Origin of the sequence: Sneathia sanguinegens (assembly GCF_001517935.1) — a bacterium.
Taxonomy (GTDB): domain Bacteria; phylum Fusobacteriota; class Fusobacteriia; order Fusobacteriales; family Leptotrichiaceae; genus Sneathia; species Sneathia sanguinegens.
The window spans coordinates 21024-38760 of record NZ_LOQF01000012.1; the positions used below are offsets into that span (position 1 = coordinate 21024).

The window sequence follows — 17737 nt, forward strand, 5'->3', positions numbered from 1 at the left end:
AAGAAGGTAAGATTATGGCAAAGAAGGAAAGAAAATCACTTTCTGCATATTCAATAATCTTGATTTTGCTTATTGTATTAGCTATTTTAACATGGCTATTACCACATTTACCTAGTACAATAACTGGGGAAATGATAGAAAAAGATTCTTCATTAGTTACTGGTGTAAATCGTGCAACAATTTCAGATATCTTCATGGCACCATTTAATGGTTTTAAAGATGCAATAGATGTTTGTGTCTTTGTCTTATTTCTTGGTGGATTTTTAGGAATAGTTACCAAAACAAAAGCTTTGGATGCTGGTATAGCTGCCTTAGTCAGAAAATTAAAAGGTAATGAAATTATACTAATACCAATATTAATGACTTTATTTTCAATAGGTGGATCAACTTATGGAATGGCAGAAGAAACAATAGCATTTTACACATTAATTTGTTCTACAATGGTTGCTGCAGGATTTGATACTATGGTTGGAGCAGCTGTAATATTGCTTGGAGCAGGTGTTGGTTGTCTAGGATCAACTATTAATCCATTTGCAACAGGTATCGCAATGGCAACAGTTGTTGATGGAGGATTGAAAGTTGAAAATGCATATATATTAATACTAGGTGTTATTTTATGGATAACTTCATTGATTGCAGCTATTATATATGTTATGAGATATGCAGAAAAAGTAAAAAGAGATAAGGGTTCAATATTTTTATCATTAAGAGAACAAAAAGAAATGAATGAACATTTTGGACATGTAGATTTTAATGAAGTAGACTTTACAAGTAAACAAAAAGTAACTTTAATAGTTTTTGCAATAACATTTATAGTTATGATTATTTCATTAATAGCATGGGGAAAATATGATATTCATGTATTTGAAGGTTGGTCATCATTTTTAACAGGTGTTCCTTTAGGTGAATGGTACTTTGGTGAATTATCAATGTGGTTTACATTTATGGGATTAATAATAGCAATTATTAATAAATATAGTGAAAAAGAAACTATTGATGCCTTCTTAGCAGGATCAGCAGATATTTTATCAGTAGTATTGATTATTGCATTATCACGTGGAGTATCAGTATTAATGAAAAATACATATCTTGATAAATATATATTGAATATGGCATCAATGAAATTAGCAGGTTTACCAGCAATAGTATTTGCACCAGCTTCATATATATTATATATGATTTTATCATTCTTAATACCATCAACATCAGGACTTGCAACTGTTTCATTACCAATAATGGCACCATTAACTCAAAGTATTGGATTTAGACCTGAAGTAATGATTATGATATTCTCAGGAGCCTGTGGTTTAATTAACTTAATAACTCCAACATCAGGAGTAGTTATGGGAGGTTTATCAACAGCAAAAGTAGAATTTGGAACTTATGTAAAATGGGTTATGAAATTATTAGGAATAATATTTATATTAAATGTTGTTATTTTAACAATAGCTATGTATGTAATTAAATAATATATACTTTAAAGGGAAAGTAGAAACTTTCCCTTTTTTATTTTATTAATTGAAGTTGTTTAGTACTTGTAGTATAATTAAATAAGAAAAGTGAGAGTAAGGAGAAACCTATGAAAAAGAAAAATATTATGCTTTTTTTATTAAGTATATTATTAGTTGGATGTAGTAATGTTAATAGAAAAAAAGACAATATAACTATAAATAATATTGATTCAAAAGAATCAAAAAAAGATAATGAAGTACATATATTTGAATGGATTAATAACGATACTAATACATTAGAAAATATAAATAAATTAAGTGAAGTGGTGAATAAAGGAGATTATTCAAATGTTGATAATGTGCCTGATTCACATGCAAAGAATGTTACTTTTGTATATCTAGAAAATAATGGAATAAATGGAAAAGAGTATAAATTAAGTAAAAAAGTAAAAAAAGATGTAAAAGATCATGTGAAATTACACCCATTTACTTATTCATATAGCGAAGTTGATAAATTAAGTAAAACAAAGGGAATAATAAATTTGAGTTTTGGAAATGTAGATTTTCCAAAATCTTTATTTGATATACATGAGGATACATTGTATATAAATAGTATAACGGATAGTAATTTTGATAAATTAGAAAATCGTACTGAATGGTCTAGATTATTGGATCCTTATATTTATCATAATGAAAAATATAATACACAATTAAAAATAAAAGCACTGGGTAATGAAGGTGAAACATATTGGTCAGGTCCAAGTTCAACTATTTTATATTCTAGAATGAGTCCTGAAATACAAAAAATGGCAAGAAATGATATTATATTAGCTGCTAATATAGTAACACCTGAAGTTGATAGTCCAAGATATAAAGAATGTAAAATTTACAAAGTAAATGGAGTAGATTATTATTTGCCAGATTTAAACAACTCAAAAGCCTTATTACTTAGATCTTTCACATTAGCTACACCTGGATTTAGAAGTGTTAGTTTGGGGTCAAGCTATAGTGCACCTATTATTGCAAGAACAGCACAAATGATATTAAAAAAGTATCCATATTTAACATATAATCAAGTTAAACAAATCCTATTAACAACAGCTAAAAGTAATAAAGATTATTTAAATGATTATATAGGCTGGGGAATTTTAGATGCAGAAAAAGCGTTAAAAGGACCTGGAGCATTAAATGGTGGTTTAATTGAAGAGGAAAAATATTGGAAAGGAAACTATGATAAGGTTGTAGATAAAAAAGATAAAAACTTATTTTATATGTATGTAGATATACCCGAAAATGAAGAAAGTATATGGTCAAATGATATAGAAGGTGGATTAAAAGGAGATGGAACTACAAAAGAATATGATACAAAAGATGTAGTAGTAGATAATACTAATAATATAAAACATAAATTTAGAATACCTAAGGTATTAGAATCAGAAAGAAATTATTATGAAAATGTAGCAAAAGGGGGATTAAGAAAGGCTGGTAAAGGAACTCTATATTTAACAGGTAAGCAATTATATAATAGCAATACTCAAATATTAGATGGTAAATTAGTGTTACAAAATGATAGTAATTCAAAATATGAAATATTTAATAAGAGTTCGTTTGAAATATCTGGTGCAAATGTAAATATAAATAATGATGTATACAATGACGAATCGGAATTTAATGTTAAAACTAAATTAAAATTAAATAATTATCAAGCAAGCAAAGATTCAAGGACTATTATAGAAGCTGATGTTGTTGCAAATAATAACTTTTATATAGATGAAGGTGGAGAAATAGATTTTGTAGTGAAAAAATCTAAAAATAAGCCAAGAATTAATGCAAAAAATGAAAATATAAAAAAAATTAAACTAGGAAATGTATTCGCAAAAATAGTAGAAGTTAAACCAACTATTGATAAAAATAAAGAATATACTATAAAAGAAGATATTCCAGGAAATGATAATAAAAAATTATCTAGTTTAAGCAAAAAAGAGAAAGAGGATCTAGCATATTATGATCCTGAAATTAATGATTTTTTCGAAGAATATAGATCTGAGAGAGAAGAAAAAAATTCATTTATAAATGTTGTAGCAAGTAGTAGAAGTGAAGCAATAAAAGATATATTTACAAAAGATTATTCAAGTTTTATGGCAGAAAATATAGATATATTAAATGATATATCAGATAATAATAAATTATCATATGAATTAAATGATGGTAGATCTATATTTTTAAATCAAGTAAATACATTTGGAGTATTTAGAACAAATAATTATGATAGATTCAGTAGATTAATAAGTGGACTAAGTATAGGTTCAAAAATAAATTTAGGAAAAGATATAAATATTGGTTTAGATGTTCATGGATATGAAGGAAATTATTTATTTAATCATAAAAATAAGATAATTAATACTACATATGGAACTAATTTCAGAGTAGGTGGAAAAGTATATAAAGGTTTGGGCTTAGAATTAGGTTTAGGATACAATTTTGGTATAAATAAAATGTTAAGATATATGAATAAAGATAGAGTATTAATAAGTTCTAATTTCAAAACATCAAATATAAGATTAGATGGTGAAGTAAAATATGATGTTGATATATTGAATAATTTATCAATAACACCACATTTTGGATTAAAATATGATTATATAAAATTACATGATACAAAAGAAAAAATTAGCAGTGATGATGTAAAAGATCTAGCATTAGATTTTAAAAATAATAATATACACATGATAAAACCTTATTTAGGCTTAAATGTAAAATATAAAATGAAAAATTTTGAATTAATAAATAATTTTAATTATGAATATAATCCGTTAAATGAGATGAAATTAAAAGCAAATATAATAAATAAATCTATAAATTTAAAGGGTTACAGTACTAAGATGCATAAGTTTTCTTACACAATTAGTGGAAAATATATAAATAATGGATACAATATAAATGGTAGTTTGAAAATAGGAAGTGATAGAAAATTAACAACAAATGTAGGAGTAGGTTTTGAGTTTTAAATGATCTATATAATGCACCAAATCTAATATAAGATATGGTGCATTACTTTTTGTATAAAATAAAAAGAACCACAATAAACATTGAACATATTGTCTATTGGATTTAAATTAGTTGTGATTGGTACATTACCTAATGTTTCTAATATATTTTCTTTTGTTCTACCTCTTTTAATATCAGGCATAGGATAAAGACTAATATTGTAACCTTCATTTTTTAAAAGTTTATATATTGTTTTTAAATCTTTGTCTTGTAAGACAGACAAAAATATATTTACATTTTTTACATCTTTAAGATTTTTAATAAGAGCTTTTATTGAATCTACATTATGTGAAACATCTACTAATATATTGTCTTTTATTTTTTGTTGCCTACCAAGTATTTTAAAATTTTCAAGTCCTTTTTTAATTTCTTCATCACTAAAATTTAGATCCTTAAAGACTTCATAACAAAGAGCAAAATTTTTTTGTTGAAAGTCACCTTTTAATGGTAATTTAAATTTATTTATTGCCTTTAAAAATTTAGTATGTGAACTTTCTTTTTCAACAAATTTTTTTAAGATTGCATCAGTATAAAAAGTTTTTGTATTATTTTTTGCGATACCTGCTTTTTGCCAAGCAATCTTTTCTCTAGTATCGCCTAGCATTTGAGTATGATCTAAGCTTACATTTGTAATTAAAGCATAATCATACATAATTTCATTTGTAACATCAAATCTACCTCCAATACCAACTTCAATTATTGCAATATCAACCTCATTATCAACAAAGTAATTTAGAGCTATAATGAATAAAAAGTCAAAAAAACCAAAGTCAAAATTTTTTAATTTATCATATTCATCTTTTAATTTTTTATGTGATATAGGAATTTGATTTATAGTGATTCTTTCACTAACATCTAATAAATGAGGAGAAGTAAATTTCCCTACCTTATATTTTTGCATTAATACACATTCTAAATATGAACAAGTTGAACCTTTGCCATTAGTTCCAGCGACATGAATAAGTAAGGGCATTTTTTTAGGTAAAAGAAAGCGTATATCATTTTTTTTTGCATTTTTTCTGTTAAAAAGTTCTTCAAACATATATCTCACCTTTTTTTTGTAAATTAAATTCATTTCTTGTATAATATAGCATATAAGGAGAGAAAATGAAAATTGAATATGTTGTATTTTTAAATGGAGTTTATCCAAAAGATATTGAAAAATTAAAAAATATAGTGAAAGATAAAAGAATAATTTGTGCTGATGGAGGAACAAATACTTGTTTTGAAATGGGTTTAATACCTGAAGTAATAATAGGTGATTTAGATTCAATAAGAGAAGAAGTATTAGAGTTCTACAAAAATGTTAGGGTTATAAAAACAATAAAGGAAAAAGACTATACAGATTTTGAATTAGCATTAATGTATATAGAAAATGAAAAATTACTAGATGTAACAACAAGATTTAAGAGTAAAAATAGTATAGAAAAGGAAAGTAGAGTTACACCAGTATTAGTAGTTGGAGCTACAGGTAATAGAGTAGATATGACTTTATCAAATATACTAAAATTACAAAGTAATAAAAATATGATATTTTTAACTGAAAGTTTTGAATATATGAGATATATTAAATTAAATAAAAGTGTAGAAGTGATAGAAAAACTTTCAGGTAAAACATTTTCTATTATTCCAATAACTGATTTAAAAAAATTAGACCTAAAGGGTTTTGTTTATAATCTTGATAAGGTTGATATAGATAAGTCAATAGGTCTTGCAAGCAATATTGTAAAAGAAGACAAGGCATATATATATTGTGAAAAAGGAGAAATGTATTTAATTCATGAATGAGTATTTTGAAAAAATTATAAATGAATATGGTTTTGAAAAAAGAGAAGGTCAAGAGAAAATGGCTCAATTAATACAAAATTGTATTGATGAAAATAAGTCTTGTTTAGTTGAAGCAGGGACAGGTATAGGTAAAACCTTAGCTTATTTATTGCCAGCTATACTATATTCTAAAAAAAATGAGAAAAGAGTAGTTATTTCTACAAATACAATAAATTTGCAAGAACAAATTATAGATAAAGATTTACCCTTATTAGAAAAAATAATTGGAGAAAAGATAAATTATCGCTTAGTTAAAGGAAGAGGTAATTATGTTTGTGGAAATAGATTAATTAATAATTGTACGGATCCTAGTATTATTGATTGGTATAAAAAAACAAAAACTGGTGATAAGTCTGAAATAGATTTTTATATTGATCCTAGTGTTTGGGAACAAATAAAATCAGACAAAGACTATTGTATAAATGCAAAATGTTCACAAACTGATAACTGTTTTTATTATAAGATAAAAGAAAAAATAAAAGATTGTGAGATATTAATAGTTAATCATGCACTTTTATTATCTCATTTTAAATATGATAAAGTTTTGCCTGATTTTGATTTCTTGGTGATAGATGAATCACATAATTTAGAAAATATAGCAAGAACATATTTTGAAGATAGTTTGAGTGCAAAAGATTTAGGTTTGAATTTTGGCTTAATATATAATAAGAGAACAAATAAGGGAATATTTACAAAATTAGCTTTGCAAATAGAAGGAATAGAAAAAATATATGTTGACTATATTGATACATTTAATAGATTGTACGATGCTTTTTTTGACCTATTTACTAAAATTTCTTTAGAGCTTACAAGAATATCGGCAACTTGTTTGAAACTTAATAAGGTTTATGATAAAAAAGCACTAAAAAAATCTATTGATAAAATAATAGAAACTTATGAATTATTTGAAGAAATTAATAAAAAATTATTAGAATATCCAATGGATGAAGAAACAAAACAAGAATATTTAAATTATTATTCTAAAATAAAAGATGGGTATAAAATAATACAAGCATTTTTAGAAAAAGATCTTAAAAATTCTGTTAGATGGTTTAGAATAAATCAAGCTAATTCAGATATTGAAATTTGTATAACACCTCTAGATATATCAGAAAAATTGAAGATTATATACCAAGATAGAATAGTAATTATGACTTCAGCAACACTTAAAATAGCAAATAGTTTTTCATATATAAATGAAAGATTAGGTTTAGAAAATTTTGAAAAATATACTGTTGAATCACCATTTGACTATGATAAAAATATGAAAATTTTACTTTCAAAAAATAAATTTGAACCAAATAGTTTAGAATATTTGAATTATTCTATAGAATTTTTAAATAAGTATTTAAATGAAAAAAAAGAGGGTACCTTTATATTATGTACATCATATAAACAGGTAGAATTGATAAGTAAAGGTTTGAAACTTAAAGATTGTAATGTTTTGGTACAAGGTCAAATGTCAAGAAAAAAAATGATAGAAGAGTTCAAAAATAGTAAAAATGCAGCTATTTTAATAGGAACGGATAGTTTTTGGGAAGGTGTAGATGTAAAAGGAAATAAATTAAAAAATATAGTGATATTAAAATTACCTTTTTTTGTTCCAAATAATCCTGTAAATGAAGCTTTAATTGAAGAAATTAAGAAAAAAGGAATAAATCCTTTTATTAATTTTCAACTTCCTCAAGCTATTATAAAATTAAAACAAGGTGTTGGAAGATTAATAAGAAGTAAATCAGATAGTGGAGAAGTTATTATATTAGATAATAGAATAAAATCAAAATCATATGGGGCTTTAGTGTTAGCTTCTTTACCTAGTAAAACAATTGAGCTTATGATATAATAAACACTAGGAGGAAAGATGGAATATATCAAAATTAAGGGAGCAAGAGAACATAATTTAAAGAATATTTCTTTAGATATTCCTAAAAATAAGTTTGTTGTAATAACTGGGGTTTCAGGTAGTGGAAAATCTTCATTAGCTTTTGATACAATCTATTCTGAAGGACAAAGAAGATATGTAGAAAGTTTGTCAGCTTATGCTAGACAATTTATAGGGCAAATGAAAAAACCGGAATTAGATAGCATAGAAGGCTTATCACCAGCAATTTCAATAGAGCAAAAAAGTGTTTCAAAAAATCCTAGATCTACTGTTGGGACTATGACAGAAATTTATGACTATATGCGTCTATTATGGGCACACATTGGAATAGCACATTGTCCTATTTGTAAAAAAGAGGTTAGTAAACAATCAGTAGAGGAAATAGTTAATGATATTTATTCAAAGGCAGAACAAGCAAGCAAATTAATAATATTGGCTCCAATTATTAAAGAAAAAAAAGGAACATTTAAAAATTTATTTATAAATTTTCAAAAACAAGGTTATCAAAGAATAGTAGTTGATGATACTTTATATGATTTAGATGATGAAATAGATATTGATAAAAATAAAAGACATAGTATATCATTAGTTATTGACAGAATAAAAATGCGTTTTGAAAATGAAGAAACAAGAACTAGAATAAGCGAAGCTATAGAAAATTCTTCTAAAATTTCAAATGGTTTTTGTAATGTAGAAATTGATAATAAAATATATAAATATTCAGAAAATTTCACTTGTAGTGATCATGAAAATATAGAATTTCCAGATATAGTTCCTAGACTTTTTTCTTTTAATGCACCTTTTGGAGCTTGTGAAAAATGTAATGGCTTAGGAAGTGCTTTAGTTATTGACGAAAATAAATTAATTTTAAATGAAAATTTACCTATTAATGATGGCGGAGTATACATTTGTGGGGGTAATTCAAAAAAATCTTGGACATACAAGTTATATATTGATTTTTTGAAAGCTAATAATATAGATGAAAATAGTACATATAGTAATTTAACGACAGAACAAAAGAATCTCGTACTCTATGGTAGTGAAAAAGAGTTTATTTTTAATATAAATACAAAAGAATATAATTTTGATGGAACTAAAACTTTTGAGGGTATAGTAGGTTTAGCAAAAAAAAGATATAAGGATTCATTCAGTGAAGCTATAAAAGATGAATTAGAAAATAAGTATATGATAGAAAAAACATGTTCTATTTGTTCTGGAGATAGATTGAAAGAAGTTGTACTAAATATTACAATTAATGGAAAATCTATAATTGATATTACCAAAGTGAATATTTTGGAAGCAAAAAAATTTTTTGAAAATTTGATTTTAACAGAAAAGGAAGAAAAAATTGCAAAAGAAATATTAAAAGAAATAAAGCAAAGATTAAATTTTATGTTAAGTGTTGGTTTGGAATATCTTAGTTTAGCAAGAAATACAAAAAGTTTGTCGGGAGGAGAATCACAAAGAATAAGATTAGCAACACAAATAGGTTCAAAATTAACTGGAGTTATTTATGTTTTAGATGAACCTAGTATAGGTTTACATCAAAGAGACAACGAAAGATTGCTAAACACCTTAAAAGAATTAAGAGATTTAGGAAATACTGTTATTGTTGTAGAACATGATGAAGATACAATGAAAGAATGTGATTATTTAATAGATATAGGACCTGGAGCTGGTATATATGGAGGAAATTTAGTTGCATGTGGGAGTCCATTGGAAGTTTCAAAAAATTCTAAATCAATTACTGGAAAATATTTATCAAAGGAATTAGAAATATCTTTACCTAAAAAAAGAAGAAAAGCTAATAAATATATTGAAATTACACATTGTAAAGGAAATAATTTAAAAGATATAAGTGTAAAGTTTCCTAAGGGAGTATTGACTGTAGTTACAGGAGTTTCAGGTAGTGGTAAAAGTACCTTGATTAATCAAACACTTTTTCCAGCTATTTCAAATGAATTACATCAATCTAAAGAATATCCCTTGGAATACAAGGCAATAAAAGGTTTAGAAGATGTAAAAAAAGTAATAAATATTGATCAAAGTCCAATAGGGAGAACACCTAGATCTAATACTGCAACTTATACAAAAATCTTTGATGATATAAGAGAAATATTTTCACAAACGAATTCTGCAAAAATAAGAGGCTTTGATAAGGGAAGATTTTCATTTAATGTTAAAGGTGGTAGATGTGAAGCATGTTCAGGTGCTGGAATAGTAAAAATAGAAATGAATTTCTTACCTGATGTTTATATAGATTGTGAGCTTTGTAAAGGAAAAAGATATAATCATGAAACTTTAGAAGTATTATATAAAGATAAAAATATAGCAGATGTACTTGAAATGACAGTGGATGAAGCTTTTGTGTTTTTTGAAAAAATACCTTCATTAAAAAGAAAATTACAAACATTAATTGATGTTGGTATGGGATATATTTCTTTAGGTCAAAGTGCCACAACCTTGTCTGGTGGTGAAGCACAAAGAATAAAATTGTCTAGTGAATTATCAAAAATAAGTAAGGGCGATACAATATATATTTTAGATGAACCAACTACAGGTTTACATTTTGAAGATATAAAAAAATTATTGAGTGTTCTTAATAAATTAGTAGATAAGGGAAATACTATTATAGTAATAGAACACAACTTAGATGTTATAAAATCAGCAGACTATATTATCGATATAGGACCACAAGGTGGTATAAATGGAGGGTGCATAATAGCCAAAGGGACACCAGAACAAGTGTCAAAAGTAAAAAAATCGTATACAGGTTATTTCTTAAAAAAATGTTTAGGAGAAAATAAATGAAAAATTTTGATATAAAAAGATTGACACCGATAATCTATGTACTCTCGGTGTTGATATTATTACTAATAATTTTTAAAGTTTTTATATTTTTATTACCTTTTGTAATTGCTACAGTAATTGTAAAAATAATAAATCCAATTATAAAAAAAATAGTTCATAAAAATAGGATGTTATCTTCTATTATTTTAGGAATTTTTTATCTTATTATATTATTAGTAGTCTTTTTGATAATGTTTAAAATATCTTTAGAAATTTATAATTTATTTATGAATATTATAACGAATAAAGAATATATTTTAGCATATGTACTTAAAAATATTAAACAATATGAGAAATATATTGAAAAATTGCCAGAATATTCTAGTAATTTTTTAAATCCACTAGTAGAAAAAATTATGACATATATAAATAATTCAGCTATTGGTATATTAAATTCCAGTTTAAATTTATTAAAAAGTCTGCCAAGTTTAATAGTATTTATTGTGGTTACAATTTTATCGTCATTTATAATTTTAAATGATAAAAAGAATATAATTAATTTTATTGTTCACCAATTTCCTGAATCATGGTTAAAAGTTGGAGTAAAAATAAAAGAAGATGTTTTAAAATTATTTTTTAATTATGTTAAGGCACAATGTATTTTAATTAGTTTATGCTTTGTAGAATCTTTTATAGGTTTGAGTATAATTTCTATATATTCAAAAAATTTACATTATGTTTTATTATTTTCAGTAGTAATAGCCTTTGTTGATGCATTACCAATACTTGGAGCAGGGTCAGCAATAATGCCTATGGTTTTGGTAGAAATATTTATATTTGAAGATTATATTTTAGCATTAAGCCTTTTTATACTATATATTATTATATTTTTGATAAGACAGTATACAGAACCCAAATTAATTAGTAAAGGTTCAGGTATGCATCCACTTTTAACATTGATAGCGATGTATGCAGGATTTAAAATTTTTGGGATTTTAGGTTTTTTATATGGTCCGATAATTGCAGCAATAATTCATATTGTTTTTGCGGATGAAATAAAATATGGTTTTTTCAAATATTTAATAAAAAGTAAGGGGAAAAAAGATGAATAAAATTTTAAATATAGTAAAATTATTTATGTTCTGTTGCATAGTATTTTTTATGGGATTTACATATTCATTTTTTATAAAAAAACAAAATGTTATAAATAAAGAACTAATAATAACTAAGGGTGCAAAACCACAAGAAATTTATAAAAAGTTAGGAATATATTATTCTATTTTTGATAGAGTATATTTTAAATTAACAACAAATGATAGAAAAATAAAGGATGGATATTTCTTATTTGATCAAAATATTAGTAAATATGAAATAATGTCAATAATAAGTAATGCTAAAAATACTGAAGTTGTACTAACTATTCCAGAAGGTTTTACAAGTGAAGAAGTGTTAAATAGAATTGAAAAATTAGGTTTAGCTAAAAAAAGTGAAATGCTAAATGCAATGAAAAACTATAGTTTTTATTATAAATCATCAGATAATTTTGAAGGATATTTGTTACCACAAACTTACTATATTACAAAAGGAGCTACACCTAAAGAAATTTTAGATAAAATTTTAGGTTTATTCTTAAAAAAATATCCAAGTTCTAAATACAAAAAAGATGAAATGAATAAATATATTATTTTAGCTTCAATAATTGAAAAAGAAGCTAAACAAGATGAAGATAGAGCAAAGATTGCTGCCGTATTTTTAAATAGGATAAATAAGGATATGCCTTTGCAATCTGATGCAACATTAAAATATGACTTAAAAAGAGATGTATTAAAAGAAGATTTAAAAACAAATAAATCACCATATAATACATATATTCATAAAGGACTTACACCAACACCAATTTGTAATCCAGGTGAGAAAAGTATTGAAGCTAGTATGAAACCAGAAAAGAATTTCGATAAATTGTATTTTTTCATGTATAAGGATAAAACATATTATTCAAGTACTCATGAAGAACATTTAGAAAAAAGAAAAGAAAGTGGGCATATTAAATAATGAAGAATATAGTTTTAACATTATTATTTACAACACTAATAAGTTGCAGTGCAATAGGAAATACAAATCAAATAAATAATTTTGAAATAAGTAATGGTGAAGAACCAAAAATAAGAGTTAAAATATCAAATATTAATAATCAATATAGAGGTGACTTATATAATATTAATGGACTTAATATAAATGAAGTAATGCTAGAAGAGTATCTATATTCAGTAGTTGCAAGTGAAATGCCAAGAAGTTTTGGAATAGAAGCTTTGAAGGCACAAGCTATTGCTGCAAGAACTTATGCTATATATAGTATGGGTATAAAAGGAGAAAAAATGTTTGATGTTTATGATACAGAAAGATCACAAGCATATAAAGGAATAATGGTTGAAAATGCAAAAGCAAAAGAAGCAGTAGATTCTACTAGAGGACTTATACTAACTTATGAAGGTAAGCCTATAGAAGCATTGTATACTTCAAGTTGCGGAGGTAAAACTTTATCAGCAAAGCAATATTTTGGTAAAGAAGTTCCATATTTACAAAGTGTAGAAGATTTTAGTAGTGATAAGAATTGGAAAAATAGTATAAAATTTGAAGATTTAAAAAGTAAATTAGGAATTACAAGTGAAACTATAGTTGGACTTGATGACTTTATATATTTTGATAATGATATTTTAACTAAAAAACAATTAAAAATTAAATTAGGTTTGCCAAGTCCCATTTATGATATAGAGTTAAAAGATGGAATAATCTATTTCAAAGGAATGGGTTATGGTCATTGTGTAGGTATGTCACAATATGGTTCAAATTATCTTGCAAAAAATGGTTATACATATGATGAAATTTTAAAACATTATTATAAAGGTGTAAAAATTAAGAAGGTATATTGATGAGTAAAATTTTGATTGCATTTTCAGGTGGACCTGATTCAGTATTTTTATATTATTTTTTAAAAAAAAGAGGACATGAATTAGCCCTTTGTTATGTTAATCATAATGTTAGATTAGATGTAGAAAATGATATAAAATTTATTAATGAATTTTCTAAAAAAGAAGGAGTTCCTTTATATATTAAAGAAATAAAATTGGAAAAATTTAATGAAGATATAGCAAGAAAAAAAAGATATGAAGAATTGGAAGAATGCTTAAAAGATATAAATTATGACTATATAGCAACAGGACATAATAAAAATGATAATGTTGAAACATTAATATTTCGCTTATTAAGAGGAACAGGTTTTGATGGCTTAAAAGGTATACCAAGAAAAAGAGGTAAAATAATTAGACCTATTTTGGATATAAGCAAGGAAGAAATTTTAAATTATTTAAATAATAATAAAATTAAATATTTAATTGATTATACAAATTTAGAAAATAATTATTCAAGAAATAAAATAAGAAATTTAATATTTCCAATTTTTAAAGGTATAAATGAAAATTTTTTAGATAATATATCAAGATTAATACAAATTTCTAATGAAAATATTGAATTAAAAGAAAAGATAAAAAAAGAATTAAATAGTAAAAATATAGCATATAATAAAAATAAGATAGATGAAATATATAATATTTATAATAAAAATGGATCAACTATTCGCTTGAATGAAAAATATATTTGGTGTAAAACATATAATTATTATGGTATTCGAGAAATAAGTGAAACTAAAGAATTTTTGTATAATATTAAGCTAAATGAAGAAATAGAAATAAATGGATATACTATATTGTTGTGCACTTATAAAAAATATTTTGAACTTGAAAAAAAAGGATATAATTTATATAATGTAAAGAGTGCAAATAATATACAAATTAGAAATAAAAGAGAGGGTGATAAATTAGATAATACTAAATTAAAAAAGATTTTTATAAATTTAAAAATTGATAGATATGAAAGAAATTTATTACCAATAATTTTAGTTGATAATACTATTATTCTTTTAGCAAATTTAAAAAAATCAAAAAATATAAACGAATATTATGAACAAAACACAAACTATATTGCTATTAAGAAGGGAGAATAGATGTTAAAATTTTATGAAAATCCAGAAAATCAAGATGATAAAAAAGATAATAATGACGATGATTTTGACTTTAAAAAAGGTGTTGAAGAATTAAGAGAAAAAAGAGGAAAGAAAAGACCGCCATTAGGAAGTCCAATATTTTTTCTTTTGATTATAATGGTAATTTTTTCAATATACTATTTTACAAAAAATCCATTTAAGACAGATGTACAAGAAGTATCATATACTGAATTTGTTAATAGAATAAAAACAAAAGATATAAAACAAATAATCGAAAAAGATGATAGATTATATGGTAAAATTAAAGGTTCAAAAATAGAATATTCAACTAAAAAAATAACATCAAGACTAGGAAATGATCAAACCATAATGAATTTGGTAAATTCATCAAATGATATTGAAGTTAAAGCACAAGATTCCATGGGAAATTCAGTAATAGTTCAACTTTTATTTAGTTTTTTACCAATGGTACTTTTGATATTTATGTTTTTCATTCTTATTAGAAGATTTATGGGTGGTTCAGGTGGAGGAATTAATCCACTTAATCTTATTGGAAAATCAAAATCAAAATTAAAAGAAAAACCTAATGTTAAATTTGATGATGTTGCAGGACTTGATGAAGTTAAAGAAGAATTAAAAGAAGTAGTTCAATTTTTAAAAGATCCAAGTAAATTTTTGGAAGCAGGTGCAAGAGTTCCTAAAGGTGTTTTACTTTTAGGTGAACCAGGAACAGGAAAAACTTTACTTGCAAAAGCAGTAGCAGGGGAATCAGGTGCATCATTTTTCAATATATCAGGTTCAGAATTTGTTGAAATGTATGTTGGGGTTGGAGCTTCAAGAGTTAGAGAATTATTTGATGAAGCAAAAAGAGAAAAACCATCTATAATATTTATAGATGAAATTGATGCCATTGGAAGAAAAAGAGGAAGTGGAAGAAATGGCGGAAATGATGAAAGAGAACAAACATTAAATCAACTTTTAGTTGAAATGGATGGTTTTGAAACTGATGCAAAAATAATTGTTATTGCAGCAACAAATAGAGAAGATATTTTAGATAAAGCCTTATTAAGATCAGGAAGATTTGATAGAAGAGTTGCAGTTACAGCACCAGACTATAATGGTAGATTAGCTATATTAAAAGTTCATGCAAGAAATAAAAAATTAGCTAATGATGTAAAATTAGAAGATATTGCTAAAATAACACCAGGATTTGTAGGTGCAGATCTTGAAAATATATTAAATGAAGCAGCAATATGTGCAACAAGAGCTAATAGAGCTATAATAACTATGGCAGATTTGGATGAAGCAGTTGATAAAATAGGTATGGGTTTAGGACAAAAGAGTAAAATTATAACACCTGAAGATAAAAAGATGTTGGCATATCATGAAGGTGGACATGCACTTGTTTCATCATTATTACCTAATACTGATAAAGTTCACAAAGTTACGATTATACCACGTGGAGATGCTGGGGGTTATACAATGACTCTACCAAGTGAAACACTTAATATGAGAAGTAAGGGAATTTTAGCAGATATAAAAGTTGCTTTTGGAGGAAGAGTTGGAGAATTATTAGGTATGGATGACATAGGAACTGGAGCATATTCTGATATTCAAAAAGCAACACATTATGCAAAATTATATGTACAAAGTTATGGTCTAGATAGTGAAATGGGACCTATTAATTATGAACAAAGTAGACAAGAAGAATATTCATTTATTGATTCAAATAGTGAAAAGACTAAAGAATTAATTGATAGCAAGGTTAAAAATTTATTGAAAGATTTATATCAACAAACAGTTGATTTATTAACAGAAAATAAGGATAAATTAGATGAAATTGCTGCACTTTTACTTGAAAAAGAAACAGTTACTGGTTCAGAAATAAGAGCTATTGTAAAAGGTCATACTCATGAAGAAGTTCTTAAAATGACAGCAGAAGAATTAGAGGAATTTTATTGATATATGAAAATTAATGAAGAATTTTCTAATGAAATATTAGAAATTAATGAAATGATAAAAGATGAAATTTCGTTAAAAATAAAAGAATACAAAGATGTATTTTTGTACAATGAAAAGGATTTTTTTGCAGAAATAGCCTTTTGTATTTTAACACCACAATCAAAAGCGAAAAATGCTTGGAAAATAATTGAAATTTTAAAGGAAAATGGTTTGCTCTATTCAGGAACAAGTGAAGAATTAGTTGACTATCTTAATTTGGTAAGATTTAAAAATACAAAGGCGAAAAGATTAGTTGACTTAAGAAATTTACTAACTATTGATAAAAGATTAGCCTCAAAAGAAATAATATTTCATACAAAAAATGTAATTGAAATAAGAGAATGGTTAGTTAAAAATGTAAAAGGTTTTGGTTATAAAGAAGCAAGTCATGTACTTAGAAATTTAGGTTTTGGTGAAAATATTGCTATTCTAGATAGACATATATTGAGAACATTAAAAAAATTAGATATTATTGATGAAATACCTAAAACCTTGAGCCCAAGTAACTATAAAAAAATAGAGAATAAGATGAGAGAGTATTCAAAATATGTAGGCATAAGTATGGATAGACTTGATTTAATATTTTGGTATAAACAATTGCATTATTTATTTAAATGATTAGTGATAAGCTAATCATTTTTTTTTTTTTTTTTTTTTTTTTTTTTTTTTTTTTTTTAT

General features: G+C 24.8%; 12 protein-coding genes. 11 read left to right on the forward strand and 1 reads right to left on the reverse strand.

Features of this window, described 5'->3' with window-relative positions; all coding sequences use genetic code 11:
- Positions 1–14 precede the first annotated feature (14 nt).
- Positions 15–1469 carry a YfcC family protein gene (locus AWT65_RS05525; RefSeq protein ID WP_066730039.1) on the forward strand — a complete coding sequence of 485 codons (1455 nt, stop codon included), beginning with the start codon at positions 15–17 and terminating at the stop codon, positions 1467–1469.
- Positions 1470–1579: 110 nt separating this feature from the next.
- Complete coding sequence (locus AWT65_RS05530) at positions 1580–4459, forward strand: autotransporter domain-containing protein (protein ID WP_066730040.1); 2880 nt, start codon at positions 1580–1582, stop codon at positions 4457–4459.
- 23 nt (positions 4460–4482) lie between these two features.
- On the opposite strand, the gene AWT65_RS05535 is transcribed toward AWT65_RS05530, so the two are convergent.
- Positions 4483–5541 carry a bifunctional folylpolyglutamate synthase/dihydrofolate synthase gene (locus AWT65_RS05535; protein ID WP_066730041.1) on the reverse strand — a complete coding sequence of 353 codons (1059 nt, stop codon included), beginning with the start codon at positions 5539–5541 and terminating at the stop codon, positions 4483–4485.
- Between the two features lie 65 nt (positions 5542–5606).
- On the opposite strand from AWT65_RS05535, the gene AWT65_RS05540 reads away from it, so the two are divergent.
- The 9 genes from AWT65_RS05540 to AWT65_RS05580 are packed head-to-tail and all read left to right on the forward strand — an operon-like array spanning position 5607 to position 17677.
- Positions 5607–6287, forward strand: coding sequence for a thiamine diphosphokinase (locus AWT65_RS05540; RefSeq protein WP_066730042.1), 681 nt, complete (start codon positions 5607–5609; stop codon positions 6285–6287).
- Positions 6280–8169, forward strand: coding sequence for an ATP-dependent DNA helicase (locus AWT65_RS05545; protein ID WP_066730043.1), 1890 nt, complete (start codon positions 6280–6282; stop codon positions 8167–8169). The genes AWT65_RS05540 and AWT65_RS05545 overlap by 8 nt, the downstream gene beginning before the upstream one ends.
- 18 nt (positions 8170–8187) lie before the next feature.
- Positions 8188–11019 carry an excinuclease ABC subunit UvrA gene (uvrA, locus tag AWT65_RS05550; RefSeq protein ID WP_066730044.1) on the forward strand — a complete coding sequence of 944 codons (2832 nt, stop codon included), beginning with the start codon at positions 8188–8190 and terminating at the stop codon, positions 11017–11019.
- Positions 11016–12110 (forward strand): AI-2E family transporter, encoded by a 1095-nt coding sequence (locus AWT65_RS05555; protein WP_066730045.1) that lies wholly within the window; start codon positions 11016–11018, stop codon positions 12108–12110. Before uvrA ends, AWT65_RS05555 begins: the two co-directional genes overlap by 4 nt.
- Positions 12103–13050 (forward strand): endolytic transglycosylase MltG, encoded by a 948-nt coding sequence (mltG, locus tag AWT65_RS05560; RefSeq protein WP_066730046.1) that lies wholly within the window; start codon positions 12103–12105, stop codon positions 13048–13050. The genes AWT65_RS05555 and mltG overlap by 8 nt, the downstream gene beginning before the upstream one ends.
- Positions 13050–13928, forward strand: coding sequence for a SpoIID/LytB domain-containing protein (locus tag AWT65_RS05565; RefSeq protein ID WP_066730047.1), 879 nt, complete (start codon positions 13050–13052; stop codon positions 13926–13928). The genes mltG and AWT65_RS05565 overlap by 1 nt, the downstream gene beginning before the upstream one ends.
- Positions 13928–15058: a tRNA lysidine(34) synthetase TilS gene (gene tilS, locus AWT65_RS05570; RefSeq protein ID WP_066730048.1), complete on the forward strand. Its 1131-nt coding sequence runs from the start codon at positions 13928–13930 to the stop codon at positions 15056–15058. Before AWT65_RS05565 ends, tilS begins: the two co-directional genes overlap by 1 nt.
- Positions 15059–17020, forward strand: coding sequence for an ATP-dependent zinc metalloprotease FtsH (gene ftsH / locus AWT65_RS05575; RefSeq protein WP_066730049.1), 1962 nt, complete (start codon positions 15059–15061; stop codon positions 17018–17020). It abuts the gene before it with no gap.
- Between the two features lie 3 nt (positions 17021–17023).
- Positions 17024–17677 (forward strand): N-glycosylase/DNA lyase, encoded by a 654-nt coding sequence (locus AWT65_RS05580; protein ID WP_066730050.1) that lies wholly within the window; start codon positions 17024–17026, stop codon positions 17675–17677.
- The last annotated feature ends 60 nt before the right edge of the window (positions 17678–17737 follow it).

Bases quoted from the DNA above. Each gene is read 5' to 3' on its own strand.
- AWT65_RS05580 (WP_066730050.1), top strand. From the start codon at position 17,024: ATGAAAATTAATGAAGAATTTTCTAATGAAATATTAGAAATTAATGAA.
- mltG (WP_066730046.1), top strand. From the start codon at position 12,103: ATGAATAAAATTTTAAATATAGTAAAATTATTTATGTTCTGTTGCATA.
- AWT65_RS05555 (WP_066730045.1), top strand. From the start codon at position 11,016: ATGAAAAATTTTGATATAAAAAGATTGACACCGATAATCTATGTACTC.
- ftsH (WP_066730049.1), top strand. From the start codon at position 15,059: ATGTTAAAATTTTATGAAAATCCAGAAAATCAAGATGATAAAAAAGAT.
- tilS (WP_066730048.1), top strand. From the start codon at position 13,928: ATGAGTAAAATTTTGATTGCATTTTCAGGTGGACCTGATTCAGTATTT.
- AWT65_RS05530 (WP_066730040.1), top strand. From the start codon at position 1,580: ATGAAAAAGAAAAATATTATGCTTTTTTTATTAAGTATATTATTAGTT.
- AWT65_RS05535 (WP_066730041.1), bottom strand. From the start codon at position 5,541: ATGTTTGAAGAACTTTTTAACAGAAAAAATGCAAAAAAAAATGATATA.
- uvrA (WP_066730044.1), top strand. From the start codon at position 8,188: ATGGAATATATCAAAATTAAGGGAGCAAGAGAACATAATTTAAAGAAT.
- AWT65_RS05525 (WP_066730039.1), top strand. From the start codon at position 15: ATGGCAAAGAAGGAAAGAAAATCACTTTCTGCATATTCAATAATCTTG.
- AWT65_RS05545 (WP_066730043.1), top strand. From the start codon at position 6,280: ATGAATGAGTATTTTGAAAAAATTATAAATGAATATGGTTTTGAAAAA.
- AWT65_RS05565 (WP_066730047.1), top strand. From the start codon at position 13,050: ATGAAGAATATAGTTTTAACATTATTATTTACAACACTAATAAGTTGC.
- AWT65_RS05540 (WP_066730042.1), top strand. From the start codon at position 5,607: ATGAAAATTGAATATGTTGTATTTTTAAATGGAGTTTATCCAAAAGAT.